At 62.3% G+C, this 16,864-nt stretch carries 14 protein-coding genes and 1 tRNA gene; 11 read left to right on the top strand and 4 right to left on the bottom strand.

Features of this window, described 5'->3' with window-relative positions; translation table 11 throughout:
- Positions 1-10: 10 nt before the first annotated feature.
- The 3 genes from EA473_RS03245 (at position 11) to EA473_RS03255 (ending at position 5,060) form a co-directional block, all read left to right on the top strand.
- A complete protein-coding gene (locus tag EA473_RS03245; RefSeq protein ID WP_124194239.1) occupies positions 11-1,204 on the top strand; it encodes a GNAT family N-acetyltransferase in 1,194 nt (397 codons plus the stop codon).
- Positions 1,205-1,610: 406 nt separating this feature from the next.
- Positions 1,611-2,555, top strand: coding sequence for a hypothetical protein (locus tag EA473_RS03250; protein ID WP_124194240.1), 945 nt, complete (start codon positions 1,611-1,613; stop codon positions 2,553-2,555).
- Positions 2,556-3,254: 699 nt separating this feature from the next.
- Positions 3,255-5,060, top strand: coding sequence for a hypothetical protein (locus EA473_RS03255; RefSeq protein ID WP_124194241.1), 1,806 nt, complete (start codon positions 3,255-3,257; stop codon positions 5,058-5,060).
- A 349-nt stretch (positions 5,061-5,409) separates the two neighbouring features.
- Here EA473_RS03255 and EA473_RS03260 read toward each other — a convergent pair whose 3' ends face one another.
- Positions 5,410-6,009, bottom strand: a complete 600-nt coding sequence (locus EA473_RS03260) for a DUF7344 domain-containing protein (RefSeq protein WP_124194242.1) — start codon at positions 6,007-6,009, stop codon at positions 5,410-5,412.
- A 766-nt stretch (positions 6,010-6,775) separates the two neighbouring features.
- On the opposite strand from EA473_RS03260, the gene EA473_RS03265 reads away from it, so the two are divergent.
- Positions 6,776-7,729 carry a transcription initiation factor IIB gene (locus EA473_RS03265; protein ID WP_124194243.1) on the top strand — a complete coding sequence of 318 codons (954 nt, stop codon included), beginning with the start codon at positions 6,776-6,778 and terminating at the stop codon, positions 7,727-7,729.
- Here the strand turns inward: EA473_RS03265 and EA473_RS22125 are convergent.
- Positions 7,722-7,898 carry a hypothetical protein gene (locus EA473_RS22125; protein WP_165875192.1) on the bottom strand — a complete coding sequence of 59 codons (177 nt, stop codon included), beginning with the start codon at positions 7,896-7,898 and terminating at the stop codon, positions 7,722-7,724. The genes EA473_RS03265 and EA473_RS22125 overlap by 8 nt on opposite strands.
- A 159-nt stretch (positions 7,899-8,057) precedes the next feature.
- Positions 8,058-9,785, bottom strand: a complete 1,728-nt coding sequence (locus tag EA473_RS03270; protein WP_124194244.1) for a methyl-accepting chemotaxis protein — start codon at positions 9,783-9,785, stop codon at positions 8,058-8,060.
- Positions 9,786-9,982: 197 nt separating this feature from the next.
- Here EA473_RS03270 and EA473_RS03275 point away from each other — a divergent pair, with 197 nt between their 5' ends.
- Complete coding sequence (locus EA473_RS03275) at positions 9,983-11,932, top strand: DEAD/DEAH box helicase (RefSeq protein WP_124194245.1); 1,950 nt, start codon at positions 9,983-9,985, stop codon at positions 11,930-11,932.
- Positions 11,933-12,434: 502 nt separating this feature from the next.
- Here EA473_RS03275 and EA473_RS03280 read toward each other — a convergent pair.
- Positions 12,435-12,505 (bottom strand) — tRNA-Gly (locus EA473_RS03280).
- A 316-nt stretch (positions 12,506-12,821) separates the two neighbouring features.
- Between EA473_RS03280 and EA473_RS03285 the strand changes: the two genes are divergently transcribed.
- The 6 genes from EA473_RS03285 to EA473_RS03310 are packed head-to-tail and all read left to right on the top strand — an operon-like array spanning position 12,822 to position 16,863.
- Positions 12,822-13,682, top strand: coding sequence for a putative RNA uridine N3 methyltransferase (locus tag EA473_RS03285; protein WP_124194246.1), 861 nt, complete (start codon positions 12,822-12,824; stop codon positions 13,680-13,682).
- Positions 13,683-13,686: 4 nt separating this feature from the next.
- A complete protein-coding gene (locus EA473_RS03290) occupies positions 13,687-14,709 on the top strand; it encodes a 50S ribosomal protein L3 (protein WP_124194247.1) in 1,023 nt (340 codons plus the stop codon).
- 6 nt (positions 14,710-14,715) lie between these two features.
- Positions 14,716-15,468: a 50S ribosomal protein L4 gene (rpl4p, locus tag EA473_RS03295; protein WP_124194248.1), complete on the top strand. Its 753-nt coding sequence runs from the start codon at positions 14,716-14,718 to the stop codon at positions 15,466-15,468.
- Positions 15,465-15,719, top strand: coding sequence for a 50S ribosomal protein L23 (locus EA473_RS03300; protein WP_124194249.1), 255 nt, complete (start codon positions 15,465-15,467; stop codon positions 15,717-15,719). Before rpl4p ends, EA473_RS03300 begins: the two co-directional genes overlap by 4 nt.
- A 2-nt stretch (positions 15,720-15,721) precedes the next feature.
- On the top strand, positions 15,722-16,441 hold the full coding sequence (locus EA473_RS03305) for a 50S ribosomal protein L2 (RefSeq protein WP_124194250.1): 720 nt from the start codon (positions 15,722-15,724) through the stop codon (positions 16,439-16,441).
- A complete protein-coding gene (locus EA473_RS03310) occupies positions 16,438-16,863 on the top strand; it encodes a 30S ribosomal protein S19 (RefSeq protein WP_124194251.1) in 426 nt (141 codons plus the stop codon). Before EA473_RS03305 ends, EA473_RS03310 begins: the two co-directional genes overlap by 4 nt.
- The last annotated feature ends 1 nt before the right edge of the window (position 16,864 follow it).

Genomic DNA, 16,864 nt, shown 5'->3' on the forward strand with positions numbered 1-16,864 from the left:
GACACCCAGTATGGCAACAGAACACACTGTTCCGGAGGAAAAACCGCGACCGGATGACCGAACGATCGACGACGAAACCGCTTCGGCAAGCGGTGACGAGCCATCCTCACGTACCGACGACCCGTACGTGGTCCGGCCGTATCGTCCGGACGACAGAGACGGGTTTCTCGAGTTGTACGACCTCGTCCTCGGCGAACGAGACGACGAGTGGTTTCACTGGAAGTACGAGGCGAACCCGTACATAGACCACGTCCCGATGATCGTTGCGACGTACGAGAGTCAGGTCGTCGGCGCGAAGCCGTGTTTCGCGCTCGAGCTCAGCGTCGGGTCGACGACGAAACTCGGCCTGCAGCCCGCGGACGTGATGGTTCACCCGGACCACCGGCGAAACGGGCTGTACTCTCGAACCACGGAGCGAGTGAAAGACCACTACAGGAACCGCAAACCAGCGCTGTTTTTCAACTTTCCAAACGAGGCGACGCTTTCGGGAAGTCTCAAACACGGCTGGCGGACCGTCCAGGAGGTCCCAACGTTTTATCGGGTTCAACAACCGGAGTCGATGGTCGACGACGACCATCGCCTGGCGGCGCTTTCGTCGCTCGCTCGTCCGCTCGCCTACGGCTACCGAACGGCGTGTGACCGACTCGCCGACCCGCCGACGGACGTCACGGTACATCGCTTCGACGATGTCCCGATCGAACAGTTCGTCGAACTCTCCGACCGGGAAACTCCGGGAACGATCCACGCGAACCGAGACGAGACGTTCTACGGGTGGCGGTTCGACAATCCCCGCTGGTCGTACGACGCCTACCTCGCGAGTCGTGGCGGACGGCCCATCGCCGGGGTGGTCGTCGGAACGAGCGTCGACGATGGGTCACGGATAACGTGTCTGACCGACGTCGTCCCGCTGGATGAGACGACAGATCGTCGGGATGGTCTCCGCGCTATCGTCGACCGCGTCGTCGAGAACCACCGCGACGCAGCCCTCCTCGCCGCGAGCGGGCGGGCGATTCCCTCGAGTCTGCTTCGACGGTTCGGATTTCGTTCGGATCGACGACTGCCGCACTCTCGAGTGACGCTTCCGACGACACAGGTGACCTACCCGATCGAAGACGACGGCGGTCACGAGTGGACGGTCGGCGGCCGAGCGGTGACCGATCGCTCGAACTGGACGATCACGTTCGCCGAGCAAGACTCCTGGTAGCTCATAGGGATTCTCGTAGAAGTTCATAGCTTTCCGCCGGATAACCAGGAGGTACTGCCGAGGACGGGGCTCACGACCTTCGGTTGGCTACGATAATCCCTCTCACTCGACGTGTAAGCCGATGTTTCTCTGACCCGCGTTCACGATTAGGCGAGGACCGTCCGCGATTAGGCGAGGATTTCTCCCGGTGACTCCCCGGCGCAGGACGTCTCTTCTCAGGAAATACGGAATTACTCGGTAAATCTCCTCGTACAGGTACCAGTACGCTCGCCGAATTCGTTCTTGATTCAGTGACGTTTCTCTCATAAAATGTGATCAATCCACAACCGATACGAACAAAATCAGTAAATTTAATCTATATCGGCAAAGAAAAGTTTATGAGTGTAAGCCCTCGTTACCCGAGTGTATGGCGCAGAATCCCCGTACGTCCGAGACGGAATCCGCTCCGACTACAGGCCGTAACACACGATTAAGCCGACGTAACTACGTTCGCTCGTTCGCCGCAGTTGCGACCGCAGCGACGTCACTCGGTGTTGCAGGCACGGCCGCGGCCACGGACGACTACGAGGTCATCGAAGCCGAGAATCAGACCATTACTATCGATTCCGGTGAGACCTGGGAGAACAAACTGATCGACATGACGACCGGCCAGGACGTCGTGATCACCGCCCACGGAAGCGACTGGACGATCCGAAACGTCGGTTTCCGTGGCGAGAACACGTCGGGAACCGGTTCCGCGACGTTCGGCGTCTCCGATAGCGGCGGTTCGAGTACGGTCGAGAACGTCTACCTCGGCGACGGCTCCGACAGCCGCAACGGGAGTTCGTCCGGCCACGGTCAGACCGCGTTCTGGGTCGATCCCGACCACGCCGGTCACATCGACTTCGAGAACGTCAACATCCAGGGCTTCGCGGACAACGCGATCTACGCCTCCGCCCCTGGAAACGCCGGCGGCGGGACGATCCACATCGACAACAGTTTCGCCGCGAACTGTTACGTCTCTCACTTCCGTCTCGCGACCGAAGGGAGCAAAGTGACCAACTCCTGTGTCTACGTCGACGACGAGGGGTACCAGGGTCGGGGGATCTGGGCGTGGGCACCGGGAACGGTGGAAGTCGAGAACTGCCAGCTCGAGATGAACGGCCAAAACGTCGCAATCGACGCCGGCGCGAACGGCCAGGGAACGACCGTCGTCGTCAGCGACACCGACTACGACGAGACCGCTGGCATCGGTGAACACGCCGGTTCGAACGTCCAACTCGAGGACGACGTCGGAACGTCCCCGGACGCTTACATTCCACGCGGCGTTCCGACGTCGGCCGAAGACGCAGCGGCTGGCGTCGAGAACTGAGCGTCTGTTCGATTCTCTGATACGGTCCTCCACCCACTTACGCGACCTTCCACCCGCTGACGCAGTCCTCCACCCGCTGACGCGACCCTCCACCCGCTGACGCGATCCCCTCCGGCAGACACGCCTATTTTTCCGGCTGATGCAGTTTTGCCGGCGATCACAACGTTTTCCGACGATCGTCTCACTCGTCCGTCGACCAGTTCCGCCGGGACGACCACCTCGATGGGTCCCGGTTCTCGAGTTCGATTTCACTCTCTTCGAGACGGCTCTCGGATTCGAGTGGGCTATAGTAACAACTGGAACTATTTACACACTGATCGCACAGCTCACGGGTCACTGCGTTCCCCGTTCGCTATATCGCGGGTCACGTCGTTCCCCGCTCGCCATTCCGCGGTTCTCGCTCGTTCCACTCGCTCCGAACCGCGTACACCTCGTGCGATCAGGTGTGCAGTGACTTCCAGTGGCTACTATACTATCCTGGGTAATAGCGTATTACCGACGGTTTTGGCAGTGCGGTAAGACGCCACGTGCGGGTAATCGATTATTACTCCGCTCGAGTCCGCCGATTCGGGCTCAAATTTCCCGTCCATTTCGTATATGCGTTTCTAAACAAATAGTCGTGTGAAAAGTATAGTCAGTAAATTTTATGGAACGTTATGGGGAAAGTTTATGCGAGTAGTCCCATATTACTCGCATTGCATGGCACGCGAACATTCGGTACTGGACGAGGAGCGTTCGGTCCGCGACGACGATGACACGACGGAAGACGGTGATAATACTGGATTACTCCACCGTCGATCGTACATGAAGCTGGCTGGCGTAACGACTGCATCCGCGGCGCTTTCGGGGATGGCAAACGCCGGCGAAGAGTACGAAGAAATCACGGCACGCGGGCAAGTGATCAGGATCGGGCGGGGCGAGACGTACGAAAACAAACTGTTCGATCTCACCAACGGAAACAGCGTCCTGTTGCTCGTCGAGGGGGGTAACTCCGTGATCCGGAACATCGGATTCAAGGGGCTCCACCGCGGCGACGGCTTTATGATCTCGATTACGGCCTCGAGCGGCGACGTACTGGTAGAAAACGTCTACCTCGGGGACGGATCGACGAAGGAAGGAGAGAGTTTCGTTCACGGACCGGGTGCAGTCTTCTATCACCGGGACGCATCGTGTGACGTCACCTTCCGGTATTGCAACGTCCAGGGGTGGCCGAACAACGGCTTTTACTGTTCGAATACCGCGTCCGGCGGTTCGGCCCGCTTCGAACACTGTTACGGGAAGAACAACGGGGTGAGCACCTACCGGGTCGCAGGCGGGAACGATGCGATTACGAACTGCGTCGCTTACAACGACAACACTGATTACGGACCCGGCTGGGGTGGTTACGTCGAGGATGCCGGACGCCCCGTCTGGGTCTGGCCCGGCGGAACCGTGACGATCGAAAACTCGGAGTTTGCGAGCGGTGGCTACCCCTACTCGATGGTTCTCCGGGGTAGCGGGCGCGCCCGAATGAACGGCGGCGGCATTCGCGGTTCCGTTCAGGGCGGCGGACTCAGTCGTTCGAGCGTCTCGAGTTCGCCGGATCTCTCCGTTCCGGACGGGGTTCCGACGTCCGCCGAGGCGGCCGCCTCGGGCACCTCGAGTTCCGCACCGGACGACGAAGACACAGAACCGGCCGACGAGGACAGTTCCGCGGACGACGAACCGACGCTTCCCAACCTCGTGATCGTCGACGGCGATCCGTCCGACGTGACCCGCTACGAGTTCGACGTGACCGGGGACGTCGAGAAGTCGAACGAAGAGGGTGCCTCGATCGATCCGGAGGACGTAATCGAGGGACGGTCGGTCCACGGTGTCGTCGCGGACTGGAAAGACGCGTTCCGGTTCAGCGGAGACCTGACCGAACTGACCGTCGACGGACCGGCGACGGTAACGGTAAACGGCGAGGAGATCGATCCGGACGAGTACGGCGAGGACCTGCCACACGTTCTCGAAACCGACGGCCGCGGCGCGCCGACGAGTTACGAGATCACGGTCGACGGTTCGATCGAACTCGAGTCGACCGACGATCCGACGGAAGAGGCGACGACGATTTCCGGATCGACGGTCCAGAGTTCGGTTACCGATTCCACCCAGCGGTTTCGCTTTTCGGGTGCAGTAACCGACGTGACGTTCACGGACGGCGAAGCGGCCGTGTTCGTCGACGGCGAGGAGATCGATCCGAGCGAGTACGGAGATCACGAACTCCTCCCACACGCGCTCGTCATCGACGGAACTCACGCCGACGGGCCCAGCACGTACTCCTTCGAGGTGAGTGGCACGGTCGTGAAATCCGACTATCGCGACGCGTCGATCGACGACGAAGACGTCATCGAGGAAGGGCGAGCGGTCCGCGGGAGCGTCGCGAACTGGCTCGACGCCTACTGGTTCGAGGGCGACATCGAATCGTTCAAGCTGGCCGGTAACGCGGCAGTCGACGTTCAGTACAACGCTCGCGGCCAGTGATACGGTCTACTGTAGCGACGTCCCGGTGAGACCGAAGACGGGTTGCGGTTCCACCGGTAATGGTTTAGCATAATCCGTCTGATATCCCGTACTCGATAACACCGGTCGGGATCAGCCGACAAACGGCCGGTCGACTCTCCGAGTAAAAGTGGCTCCCGCGCCGAGAACAGCAAGCTGGCACGCGAACTGTTCCGGTACTGGATGACGGTCACCGGGAGCCACGCGACACTACGGGCGGGGTAAATAAAAGTCCTTCTCGTATTCACGAACGACTTTTATAGCTGCCAGACGAAGCTAAACAATATCTGAGAGTGTGGTGTAAACTTCTCCAGGCGGGGGCTGTGACCGATCAATCGATCCGGGAGAGTCTGCCGTTGACCGACCGCTCGAGCCGACGGTTTCTGACGGTGTGGACGACCGACAACGCGAAGAAGGCGAGAACGACACTCCCGGCGACCGCGGCGAACGGAAGCGCCGAAAGCAGCGGAACGCCGAAAAACGCGCCGGCGACGACCGCTGCACCCGCGACGCTACATACACCGTACCACCGATCCCACCGATCCTGATGGTGAGAGTCGGTGTCCAGATACATCATCAGGAGGTCCGCGTTGTCCGCGAGTGAAATCAGGCCTCGGTCCTGATCGTATTCGACGATTCCGGCGTCGTCCATCTTGGGCAAGTGAGTCTGGTACAGCGCGACGTATACGCGCTTGCGCTGGTCGGAACTGAGCGCGTTCACTTCCGTGTCGTTCTCCCAGGCGGCGATCTGTTCGGCGAGTTCACCGAGCGTAACGGTCTCCTCTGCCTCGAGCAGGTAGGCCAGAACTTCTCGTCGTCGACGATTCTTCAGGAGTTCGAAAATGACGTCCTTCGAGAGCCCGTCGTCACCGTCGGAATCGGAGACTGAAGAGGAAATTTCGTCGGGGAGCGACGTATCGATCGACGACATTATCTCTGCCCTCCGGAAGGCGGCCACCTACTTCGACCACGTTTGCAGCGGTTTCGGTGGGTGAAACCACCACCAAACTCTCGGGTTCGTGGGGGCCGCTTTACTCTCGAACGGCGGTTCGCAATCACGATTGACACACCAAGTTGTACACCAACAGTGACTCTCTTAAACACGGTCACGTTTCGCACCCGCTGCAAAGGAGATACGGAACGACTTCGGGTGAGGGAGCGGCGCGTCGGTCGGCCCCACCAGCCGGCTCCGTTACAGGAGGTCTCCGACAGTCGCTGGTATCGGTCGATTGCTCCACAGTATCCGCTGCGTACGTACCGCAGGGAGTCGAAAATCGAATCGACGACGGCGGCTGATATATGCGTCTGAAACACGGCAGTGATACAGAACGTTCGACTGCAGCGACATAAATTCGGGCGTCGGTTCGGGGGGGCAATCGACGTTTACGCAATGAAGTCGTGATTTATCGAGCGATACTCTTCGAACAATAGTGATGATTAATGTGGTGTGTTGCCATTCGACATCTTGGTCGAAGCGATCGACGGGACGCGCCGTCGGTCCGGTCGTCGCTTCGTCCGGTCACGACCGATGGGACACGGTCACGACACGAAAACTGACCGCCTCGAGCAGGCGGGTGGGACTCCGTGTCGTTCGTCTTCTTTCTCTCTTCGAAAGTCGACAATGAGGAAGTAAGTCGCTGTTTCCCGCGAAACCATGTGAACCCCTTACAGTCTCTGCAGGGTTTCGTCCGCTACTGATGACACAGTCCATCATCGACCATACCAAAAGTGAGACCCAGCGAGCGGATGCCGAACTGTGTCCCGATTGTGAAACTGACACGATCGTCCACGATCCCGACCGCGGTGAGCGCGTCTGCAAGGAGTGTGGTCTCGTTCTGACCTCGGACCCGATCGATTACGGCCCCGAGTGGCGAGCGTTCAACGCGCAGGAACACGACGAACTCTCGCGCGTCGGTGCGCCGCTTACGCAATCGATGCACGACCGCGGGTTGACGACGACGATCGACTGGCGGAACAAGGACGCGAACGGTCACTCGATGTCGGCCGAGAAACACGGCCAGATACACCGGCTCCGAATCTGGCAGGAACGGATTCGGACGAAAAACGCCGGCGAACGAAACCTCAAGTACGCCCTCTCGGAGATCGATCGGATGGTCAGCGCCCTCGGCGTGCCGAGTCCGGTCAAAGAAACGGCGAGCGTCATCTACCGCAGAGCCCTCGAACAGGATCTGATCCGTGGGCGGTCGATCGAAGGCGTCGCGACCAGCGCCCTCTACACGGCCTGTCGAAAGGAGGACATTCCGCGGAGTCTCGAGGAGGTAACGTCAGTTTCACGCGTCGATCAACGCGAAATCGGCCGGACGTACCGATACATCGCGGACGAACTGAACATCAATCTGGAACCGACGAACCCGCGTCAGTTCGTTCCCCGGTTTTGCTCCGAACTCGACGTCGACAAGGGCGTCGAGTCGAAAGCCATCGAGATCATCGACCAGACGACCGAACAGGGACTGCACTCGGGGAAATCACCGACTGGGTTCGCTGCCGCCGCGATCTACGCCGCGGGCTTGCTCTGTGAGGAAACGATTCCCCAGCGCGCGGTCGCCGAAACCGCTCAGACGACCGTCGTTACCGTCCGCAACAGGTACCGCGAACAACTCGAGGCGATCGATCAGACGGCGACTACATGATCGACCGCTCGTCGCCCCCGTATACCTCCTCGTTGACCAGCGCGTGGAGGTTCGCGTAGGGAACGAACGCGATGAACTCGTCGTCCTCGTCGTACAACTCGAGTCCCTTCTCTGCGTGATCGTACCGCTCACAGACGATCTGACCTTCCGGCAGGATCGCACGGAACATACGAACGGGTACGGCCTCGACCGGCATATAGTGTTGGACCGTTCCACGGAATTCGATCGGTCGAACCAGCTTCGTATCATACGGTTTACTGTACGTCGTTACCGGTGCGACCGTGGGACTGCTCCCGGTCGCGCCGGCACACAGTTACAGTAATCCGTATCAGTGTTCGACGGTGAACGCCTCGAGTTGACCGCTCAGTTCGGTCGCACTTTCGGATAACGACCGCGTCGCGTCCGAAATATCGGCGATCGTCGCCGTCTGTTCTTCGACGGCGGCCGCTACGCTGCTCGTCTCCGTCAGCGTCCGTTCGCTCTGGGCGGTCGCATCGTCGACCATCGTTACGACCTGCTGACTCGAGCGGGCCTGTTCGTCCGTCGCCTCGTTGATCGACTGAACCCCTTCGTTCGCTTCCTGCACGCGATCGTCGATTTCCGAGAGGACCGCGAGACTCTCCTCGATCGTCTCGACGCCGTCGACGACGTCGCGTTGCATCGTCCGGATCTCGTCCAGCGCCTCCCGGGCCGACGCCTGGACGTTCCCCACCATCGCGTCGACGTCTCCGGTCGCGTCGCTCGTCTCCTCGGCGAGCGATTTGACCTCGTTTGCAACGACGGTGAACCGTTTCCCGTCTTCGCCCGCCCGGGCCGCTTCGACGGAGGCGTTGACCGCCAGCAGGTTCGTCTCCTCGGCGATCCGATCGATCAGTTCGACGATCTCACCGATCTCCGACAACTCGTCGTCGAGCGCCTCGATCCGGTCGACGATTGCATCGGAGCGACGTTCGATCCGGTCGAGTTCTTCCACCGCCTCGCTTGCAGTTTCCCGGCCGAACTGGGCCCGTTCGGCGGCTTCTTTGGAGACGTCGGCGACGCCATCGGCCGTCGACGCGATCTCCTCGACCGTCGCCGAGAGGTCACTCATCTCGCCGAGAACCTCTTCGAAGCGGTCGTTTTGCTCGTCCGTCGCAACCGAAATTTCCTCGGCCGAACGGCTGACGTCGGCACTCGCCTGTTCGATCTGATCGACGCTCGTCGACACCTCCCGGCCGACCTCGTCGACCTCGTTCGCGAGCGTCTGTACGGTCCGAAGCGTCCCTTCGACGTCGTCGAGCATCCCGTTTAATCCCGACGCGATCTCCCGCATCGATTCGTGGCCGCTCTCGACTTCCACCCGGTGGGTGAAATCGCCGTCGGCACACCGCCCCAGTACCTCGCGGATCCGCTCGGCGTCCGCTTCGAGCGCCGCGTTTCGCTGTTCGACTCGCTCGCGCTGGCGTTCGATCCGTTCGCGGCTCTCCTCGAGTTCGTCGATCCGGCTCTGGAGAGCGGTCTGCATCTCCGAGAGCGAGCGACCGAACTCGCCGGGAACCGGCTCCTCTAGGACGTCGGCATCGAACTCCTCTCGAGCGAGCGCGTCCGCCTGCGCTGCCACCGTCGTCAGATACTCGTGCATCGACCCGAACGAACGCTGGAGATCACCGATTTCGTCGCTCTGGTCGGTTCGAGACGGTCGATCGTCGAGCTGTCCGTCGGCGATCCGGTCGGCCGTCTTTCGAGTGACTCGAATCGGATCGATCACGTCTCGCCGCGCGATCAGAAACGTGTTGACGAACGCGACGAGCGCGAGACCGAAGACGACAGCCGTCAGGGCGATCTGTTCCACCGGAAAGACCGCGAGTGCCTCCCACGGTCCGAGGAAGATCAGCGGCAACGCGAACACCGCGAGCGTCGAGAGGAACTGGAGGACGACCGCCGCCATGATCTTTCGCTCGAGGCTCTCGGCGACGCCAACCCGATCCATCGCGCTCCACAGCATCGATTCGTATTGCGACCGAATCGACGTCGTCCGGCCGTCGGAATCGTCGAGTCCTGATGAGACAGTCGACATACCCTGAAATTCGACAACGAGTACTTAACCGCAGTGGCAATTTCACACCTGCTGGAATTCTCCGACGGGGCTGTCGGACGAACGAGTCGGCCCACGACGGCCGGGTTCCGGTCCGTGCCACGGTGACCGGGTCCGCAAACGAAAGCGTGCGTTCGCGAGCGAAATCTGTTTACTGCCGCCGACGGTACCTCCGCGCAGTGACCAACGATCGTTCCCCGCACGACGCCTCTTCAGGTGGAACTTCCAGCGGTTCCGAATCCGACGGAAGCGACAGTTCGACCGAAGACGAATTCGAGACCGACGGAATTACGCTCGCGGAGTTTCACGAGGCCTGCCAGCGGGAGGGACGACCGGTTCTCACCGCCGGCGCGGTCGCACGAACCCTCGAGCAGCCCCACGAAGCCGTCAGCGAGCAACTCGAGACACTCGCCAAGCAGGGTGACCTCGAGCGGCTCTCGGTGTCGACGGACCCCGTCGTCTGGTATCCGAGCGAACTCGAGGACCTGACCGATCGCGAGCGCGTGGTGATCTTCCCGAAACGGCGGGAGATCGTCGTCGACCGACCGGATCAGTTCACCCGCGCGCAACTGGCGCAGTTCGCCCACCTCGCGGACGCAAATGGTGAGGACGGATACCGGTACGTCGTCCGTCCCGAGGACGTCTGGCAGGCACCCCACGACTCCTTCGACGCGCTCGCGCGGACGATGCGCCAGGCGCTCGGCCAGCGCTCCGAGGAACTCGAGGAGTGGGTCCACAGTCAGTGGGACCGCGCCCACCAGTTCCGACTGCGAACGCACGAGGACGGCTACACCGTTCTCGAGGCGAAAAGTCCGGAGGTGATGGGCAACGTCGCCCGGCAGAAACTCGACGAGGAACACGTTCACGCGCCGATCTCCGAGTCCGAAGACTGGGTCCGGGAGGGGTCGGAGGCGGCCATCAAACGCTTGCTCTACGAGGCCGGCTACCCCGTCCAGGACCACCGCGACCTCGAGACCGGCGAGTCGCTGTCGGTCGACCTCCAGGTTTCCCTGCGTGAGTACCAGCAGACGTGGGTCGACCGCTTCGCGGAGGCCGGCGAGGGCGTCTTCGTCGGCCCGCCCGGCAGCGGCAAGACCGTCGCGGCGATGGGCGCGATGGCCCACGTCGAAGGGGAGACGCTCGTCCTCGTGCCGAGTCGCGACCTCGCCCGCCAGTGGGCCGACGCCGTCGCGGAGTACACCTCCCTCGAGCCGAGCCAGATCGGCCAGTATCACGGCGGTCAGAAGAACGTCCGGCCGGTGACGATCGCGACCTACCAGATCGCGGGCATGGACCGCCACCGGTCGCTGTTCGACGACCGCGAGTGGGGGCTGGTGATCTTCGACGAGTGCCAGCACGTTCCCTCGGACGTCTACCGGCGGAGTACGCACCTCCAGTCTCGTCACCGTCTCGGCCTGTCGGCGTCGCCGATCCGGGAAGACGACCGCCAGACCGAGATATTCACGCTCGTCGGTCCGCCGATCGGCACCGACTGGCAGGCACTGTTCGACGCCGGCTTCGTCGCAGAACCGGAACTCGAGATCAGGTACGTCCCGTGGGGCGACGACGAGCAGCGAAACACCTACACCTCCGCCGAGGGCCGCGAGAAGTACCGCATCGCCGCACGCAACCGCGGCAAGGTCGACGAGATCCGGTATCTGCTCTCGTCGCATCCGGATTCGAAAGCGCTCGTCTTCGTCGACTACCTCGAGCAGGGTCGGGACGTCGCCGCCGCGCTCGACGTCCCCTTCCTCAGCGGCGAGACGCCACACCACGAGCGCCGTCGGCTGCTCGAGGAGTTCAGACGTGACGAACGCGACCTGCTGGTCGTCTCCCGCGTCGGTGACGAGGGGATCGACCTCCCGACCGCCGACCTCGCTATCGTCGCCTCGGGGCTCGGCGGCTCGCGTCGACAAGGAACCCAGCGAGCGGGTCGAACGATGCGGCCGGCCGGCGGCGCGCTCGTCTACGTGCTCGCAACTCGCGGCAGCCGCGAGGAGGATTTCGCCCGGCGCCAGCTCCAGCACCTCGGGCGTAAGGGGATGACCGTCCGCGAGCGGACGCTCGAGCGATCCGGGGACGGAGACGACCGAGACTCACAAGCCGATGGGGAAACGTCGGAGACGTAAGAAGACGGGGAAACGCAGGAGACGTGTTCTCGCCCCCGGCACTCGAGTTTCCTTGGCCCACCGACGAACGACAGCCACGGGATTCCTGGGCCCGCCGACGAGCGCCAATCACGGGATGCAGGTCCGACCGTCGGCTTTCGATTCGGCCAGAACGGTCACACTCGAGCACGGTTTACGGGCCGCTCGTCGAAGTTGTTCGTCGTAGAAGTGCGCTGGCTGGGATTTGAACAGTGCCTGAGAACCTGCTCGCTCCGCTCGCAGAACCGCAGTCTGATTCAAATCCAGTGGATCTTCTCGACTCACGGATGACGAGCACACGCTACGCGGTGCTCGTCGAAGTTGTTCGTCGTAGAAGTGCGCTGGCTGGGATTTGAATAACGCGAAGACGGTCCTGCTCGCTCACTTCGTTCGCTCGCAGGCTGCGACTTCTCTCGTTCAAATCCGAGAACGATTTTCACTGGACAGACGACTCGCTTCGCTCGTCGTTGTTGTCCAGTGAAAATGCGCTGGCTGGGATTTGAACCCAGGTTGTGACCATGGCAAGGTCACGTGATACCACTACACTACCAGCGCCCTGTTGCACTTTATCCTACTCCGGGACGGATGTATAAGAGTTGCGAATCGCCACTGCCTCGAGAGAGTAGCGCATGCACACGTCCACACGTGGTTCGGATTGCGGACGGGCGAGTACACCTCGGAGGGACAGATCGCTCGGGGCGACTCGCTGAAGTCAGTGCCACGACAGTTCCCTGGTCGTGAATGTGTTGACGTTCAGCACGAATTCGGGGGTGTGAAGGGGTCACAGCCGCAATCGAATCCGCTATCCTTTTAAGACCCTATCGGCAACACATCGCTACAGTCTAGTGACGCGGCGCCGAAGCGTTTCGGCATGACCGTCAGCGTACTCGTTCCGTCGTCACTGACCCGGGAAGCCGAGGACAAACGCGAGGCAACTCGCAAACTCGGATACGTCGCCCGCGCGGCGACGATCTTTCGGGTCGACCGTCTGCTCGTCTACCCGGATCGGGAAGGCGAAACGGGGCGGTTCGACGGCGGGTTCGTACACACCGTCTTCCGGTACGCCGCAACGCCCCCCTACCTCAGAAATGAGGTGTGGGGCATGCGGGACGAACTGGAGTACGCGGGCATCCTGCCGCCGCTCCGCGCCGTGGCACAGACCGGCTCCGAATCGAACGGTTCGGGGTCGTCAAGACAAGGGATCGTGACCGAGGTCGGACCTGATCAACGCGTCCGGGTCAATTGCGGCTTGCAACACCCGATCACCCTCAACGTCCCTCCAGAAATGGAGGTCGTCGAGGGTGAGCGCGTGACCGTCAGGATCTCTTCGCGACGACCGGTCCGGGCGAAGCTCGCAGACGAGCCCCTTCCGGGGCTCTCAGTCGAGTGGACGGACCTTTCGGCAGCACTCGGCCGTGAGGACGCCGGCGTCTGCATCGCAGCCTCCCGATTCGGTGAGGAACTCACCGTCGGGAGACTCGAGACGCTGGCCGGACGCATCGAAGGCGACGGAACGACCGTGGCGTTCGGCGCGCCCGAGAGAGGGCTGCCGGACATCCTCGGAATCGAGGCGTCAGCAGTCGCCGACGACGGCGACAGCGACGGAGTCGAACCCACGGACGATTCGGGGTTCGACCTCTGGCTGAACACGGTTCCGGATCAAGGGAGCGAGGTGGTTCGAACGGAGGAGGCTCTGTTCGCCACGCTCGCTCCCCTCTCACTGAGAGCGTGATAGAATGCCACAGAAAAACGCACCACGCAAAGGCTCACTCGGGTTCGGCCCACGAACGCGTGCGACCAGCGAGGTCCCACGCTTTAACTCGTGGCCGGACGACGAAGGACAGCCGACGCTTCAGGGTTTTGCAGGCTACAAGGCCGGCATGACCCACGCCGTCATGGTCGACGACGCAGCGAACTCGCCGACCGAGGGGATGGAAGAGACCGTCCCCGTGACGATCGTGGAGACGCCGCCAATGCGCGCGGTCGCCCTGCGAGCGTACGAAGATACACCGTACGGGAAAAAGCCGATAACCGAGGTCTGGACCGACGAGTTCGTTCCCGAACTCGGCCGCGTCCTCGACCTCCCCGGTGACGAGTACGACACCGACGCTGCCGAAGACGAACTTCGGGGCCTCCTCGAGGAGGGACGCGTCGACGACGTTCGCGTCATCACGCACACGGTTCCCGGCGACGTTCCCTCGGTGCCCAAGAAGAAGCCGGACGTCATGGAAACTCGCGTCGGCGGCGGTTCCGTCGACGAGCGCGTCGACTACGCACTCGAACTCGTCGCAGAAGACGGCGGCGAACACGTCATGAACGACGTGTTCCGCGCCGGCGAGTACGTCGACGCAAGCGGCGTCACGAAAGGAAAAGGAACCCAGGGTCCCGTCAAGCGCTGGGGCGTCCAGAAGCGCAAGGGCAAACACGCCCGGCAGGGATGGCGCCGCCGCATCGGGAACCTCGGTCCGTGGAACCCGTCCCGGGTTCGCTCGACGGTTCCCCAGCAGGGACAGACCGGCTACCACCAGCGAACTGAACTGAACAAGCGCCTCGTCGACATCGGCGACGGTGCCGACGCGACGGTCGACGGCGGCTTCGTCAACTACGGCGAAGTCGACGGACCGCACGCGCTGATCAAGGGTTCGCTCCCCGGGCCCCAGAAGCGTCTCGTACGCTTCCGCCCGGCGATTCGACCCGGAGACCAGCCGCGCCTCGATCCTGAGGTCCGGTACGTCTCCACCGCATCCAACCAGGGCTGATAGCATATGGATACAACAGTATACGACCTGGACGGCTCGGACGCGGGCTCGGTCGAGCTTCCGGCGGTCTTCGAGACGACCTACCGCCCGGACCTGATCGCCCGCGCCGTTCGCGTCGCCCAGGCAAACAGAAAACAGGACTACGGTGCCGACGAGTTCGCCGGCAAGCGAACGCCGGCCGAGTCACTCGGTAGCGGTCGGGGGATGGCTCACGTCCCACGACAGGACGGACGCGCTCGTCGCGTTCCACAGGCCGTCAAGGGACGGAAAGCCCACCCGCCGAAAGCCGAGAAAGACTGGTCCGAATCGATCAACACGAAAGAGAAGAAACTGGCGATCCGAAGCGCGATCGCCGCGACGACCGACGCCGAACTCGTCGCCGAGCGCGGTCACGAGTTCGACGACGACGCAAACGTTCCGGTCGTCGTCGCAGACGAGTTCGAAGATCTGGAGAAGACGAAGGAAGTCGTCGAGTTCCTCGAGGCCGTCGGTCTCGAGGGCGACGTCGAACGCGCGGAGGACGGGCGAAGCGTTCGTGCCGGTCGCGGAACGACTCGCGGTCGCAAGTACAAGACGCCGGCGTCTATCCTCTTCGTTACCTCGAGCGAGTCCGGCCCGTCGCGTGCGGCCCGGAATCTCGCCGGTGCCGACGTCGCGACCGCCGCAGAGGTCAACGCGGAGGATCTCGCGCCCGGTGCACACCCGGGACGACTCACCGTCTGGACCGAAAGCGCACTCGAGGAGGTGGCCGACCGATGAGTTCGATCATCGAACACCCGCTCGTGACGGAGAAGGCGATGAACGACATGGACTTCGAGAACAAGCTCCAGTTCGTCGTCAATCCGGACGCGACCAAACCCGAGATTCGTGACGCGGTCGAGGACCGCTTTGCGGTTTCGGTCGACGACGTAAACACCCAGCTAACGATGAAGGGCAAGAAGAAAGCCACAGTTCGACTCTCCGAGGACGACGACGCACAGGAAGTCGCCTCCCGAATCGGGGTGTTCTGACGATGGGACGGAGAATTCTCGGACAACGACGCGGTCGCGGTTCGTCGACGTTCCGCGCCCCGTCGCACCGATACAAGGCGAAACTCGATCACAAGAAAGAAGCGGACGACGTCGTCCGTGGAACGGTGGTCGACATCGAACACGACCCGGCGCGGTCCGCACCGATCGCCGCCGTCGAATTCGACGACGGCGATCAGCGACTCATACTCGTTCCCGAAGGCATCACCGTCGGGGAGGAGATCCAGGTCGGCGTCTCCGCCGAGATCAAACCCGGCAACACGCTTCCGCTGGCCGAAATCCCGGAAGGGGTTCCGGTCTGTAACGTCGAATCGAGTCCGGGCGACGGCGGCAAGTTCGCCCGTGCGTCCGGGACGAACGCTGACCTGATCACCCACGACCGCAACGCGGCTGTCGTCCAGCTCCCAAGCGGTGAGGTCAAGCGTCTCGATCCGCAGTGTCGCGCCACGATCGGCGTCGTCGCTGGCGGCGGACGGACGGAGAAGCCGATGGTCAAAGCCGGCAACAAGTATCACAAGATGAAAGCCCGCGGGACCAAGTGGCCCCGCGTCCGCGGTGTCGCGATGAACGCCGTCGACCACCCGTTCGGTGGCGGCGGCCGACAGCACCCCGGAAAGCCGAAATCCGTCTCGCGGGACGCCCCGCCGGGACGCAAAGTCGGTGACATTTCCTCGCGCCGAACCGGCCGAGGTGGAAACAAATGAGCCAGGAGTACCGAACCGGCCGCGAAGGTGAGGAGTTCACCTATCGCGGTCACACGCTCGAGGAGTTGCAGGAACTGGATCTCGAGGACGTCGCGGAACTGTTGCCCGCACGCAAGCGGCGAAGTATCGAACGCGGTCTCTCCGTCGAGAAGCAGAAGCTTCTCGAGAAGGCCCGCGAGAAAGGCGAGGAAGAGACGGCGAACGCGCCGATCCGAACGCACCTGCGGGATATGCCGATCCTGCCGGAGTTCGTCGGACTGACGTTCGAAGTGTACAACGGTCAGGCCTTCGAGCGCGTTCGCGTCGAACCCGAGATGATCGGACACTATCTCGGCGAGTTCCAGCTGACCCGCACGTCCGTCGAACACGGACAGGCCGGGATCGGTGCGACTCGATCCTCGAAGTTCGTCCCACTGAAGTGAT

It is taken from the genome of Natrarchaeobius chitinivorans (assembly GCF_003841505.1).
GTDB classification, from domain to species: Archaea; Halobacteriota; Halobacteria; order Halobacteriales; family Natrialbaceae; genus Natrarchaeobius; species Natrarchaeobius chitinivorans.